The sequence below is a fragment of the Streptomyces sp. WM6386 genome, from assembly GCF_000972385.1.
Taxonomy (GTDB): domain Bacteria; phylum Actinomycetota; class Actinomycetes; order Streptomycetales; family Streptomycetaceae; genus Streptomyces.
In genome coordinates, this window is sequence record NZ_JXTE01000163.1 from 1 (window position 1) to 2051 (window position 2051).

The window sequence follows — 2051 nt, forward strand, 5'->3', positions numbered from 1 at the left end:
GCAGGAACCAGCCGGGGACGGCGTCGGCCGCCCAGGCGATCAGCAGCGCGGCGGTCTCGGTCAGCGAGATCAGGGCGATGGCCACGGAGTAGGCGGAAGGTGTCAGCTCGGTGGCGAGGTTCTTGCGGCCGGCCGCGCGGTCGCCTTCGCGGTCGTTGACGTTGGAGTACACCGACACCAGCAGCGACCAGACGCCGATCAGATACGTCTCCAGCGCGATGACGCCGGTGAAGTTGCCGTCGGTCAGGCCGTAGGGGATCAGTGCCATCAGGCCAGGGCTCAGCAGCAGCACCAGTTCCTGCCCGCCGCGGTAGCTGAGCCGCATCCCGTGCGAGTACTGGACGCTGATCGCCACCTGGAACGGGATCAGCAGGAGTACCCAGGTGGGGGTGTGCGGGGCGATGGCCACTGCCACGCCCATCCAGAGCAGGCTGGCCAGCAGGGTCAGATATCCGAACCGCAGCGCCTGGTGTTCTGTCAGGTCGCCGTTGAGCAGCGGCTTGCGCTCACGGTTGCGCAGCGCCGCTTTCGGGTCGTAGTTGACGTCGTCGCTGCCGTCCCTAAAGCCGTGCACGTCGTCGAAGGCGACCGTCGCCGCGGTCATCGCCACCCAGCCGAGCGTGGTGACGACCAGCGTCCAGAGCACCTTCGGGTCGCCCCGCAGATCGGAGGGCAGCAGCGCCCATACGACCGGCGCGGCCAGGTAGTAGTCGAAGAACGACAGCTTCGCCAGCCGCGCGTAGGCGCGCAGCCGCCCGGTCGGCTTGACCGCGATGGCCTGGCTCATGTCCGCTCCTCCTCTCTTCGTCGTCTTGAGTGGTCGTCAGGCCGTGCGGGGCTTGCGGCCGACGGTGGATATCTGGACCTGGCTGAGCCAGTTGTGGGACGGGTCGCCCATCTCGGTGATCGCCTCGGCGATGCGCTCCTGGGTCACCAGGCCGGCGGCGACGATCTGCGGGGCCATGAACTCCAGCCACAGCTGGTAGTGGCGGGCCTGTTCGGAGCCCCCGCGCACCATGACCACGCGGCCCTCGGCGGTGACGTCCTCGAGGCCCGAGGAGAGCGCCAGTTCCAGGTCGACGTGGCCGCCGCGCGGGTCGTGACCGGCTTCGCGCATCAGCCCGTAGCCGGCCGCGCGCACGTCCTGGAGGAAGTCCTCGCCGGACGCGGAGCGGAACAGGGTGGAGGAGTCGGTGTCCTCCAGGAACAGCAGGCCTCCGGGGCGCAGCGCGCGCACGAACTTGTCGATGACGGCCTGGCGGCCGGGCAGGTGCTGCACCAGCATCCGGGCGTGCACCAGGTCGAAGGAGTTCTCGGGGAGTTCGTCCTCGCGGATGTCGATCTCCCAGACGTCGAGCGTGCCCTTCTTCTGGTCCTCGACCAGGCGCACGGTCTTCAGGTCGGCGCCGACCGCCCGGCCGGTGGGCCCGACCAGCTGGGCGAGGCGGCGGGCGGCCGCGCCGGAGCCGGCGCCGACCTCCAGGACGTGCCAGCCCTCGCTCACGCCGGGCTTCTCGAAGCGCTCGAAGGTGCCCGGGTCCCAGATGGCCTCGTTGGTGATGAGCCGCTCGGTCTCCTTGTCCCACGAGGAGTCGAAGACGTACTCCTGCGAGGCGTCGGCGCTCTGGACGGTTGTCGTCATGGCAGGTGGCTCCCTAGGCGAAGAAGTCGCAGATGGTGTCGGCGATGCGCTCGACGTCGGCGTCGGTCAGGTGGGGCCAGATCGGGATGGCCAGGTTCGACCGGCTGGCCCAGCGCGCGTTCGGCCAGTCGGCACCCTCGGGGGCCCAGGCGTTGAAGGCGGGCTGCAGCGGCAGCGGCGTGGGGTAGTAGACGTGCGAGCCGATGCCGTGCTCGGTCAGGTAGGCCCGAAGGTCCTCACGGCGGGACACCTGGATCGAATAGACGTAGAAGCAGCGGCCGTTGCGGCCGGCGGGCGGTGCCTTGACGCCTCGCTCGGCCAGCGGGGCGAACCGCTCGGTGTAGTAGTCCGCGATCGTGGCGCGGCGCTCCAGACGGTCGGCGAGGGTGGGCAGCCGTTCGATCTGGCG

Annotated in this window: 3 protein-coding genes; all 3 read right to left on the bottom strand. The window is 70.0% G+C overall.

Annotated features, from left to right (window positions below; all coding sequences use genetic code 11):
* On the bottom strand, positions 1-787 hold a 787-nt coding region (locus TN53_RS40330; RefSeq protein ID WP_046263844.1), incomplete at its 3' end, for a UbiA family prenyltransferase.
* 36 nt (positions 788-823) lie between these two features.
* Positions 824-1642, bottom strand: coding sequence for a class I SAM-dependent methyltransferase (locus TN53_RS40335; RefSeq protein WP_052745405.1), 819 nt, complete (start codon positions 1640-1642; stop codon positions 824-826).
* 13 nt (positions 1643-1655) lie between these two features.
* Positions 1656-2051 (bottom strand): DegT/DnrJ/EryC1/StrS family aminotransferase (locus TN53_RS40340; RefSeq protein WP_046263845.1); only part of this gene is annotated, 396 nt, incomplete at its 5' end.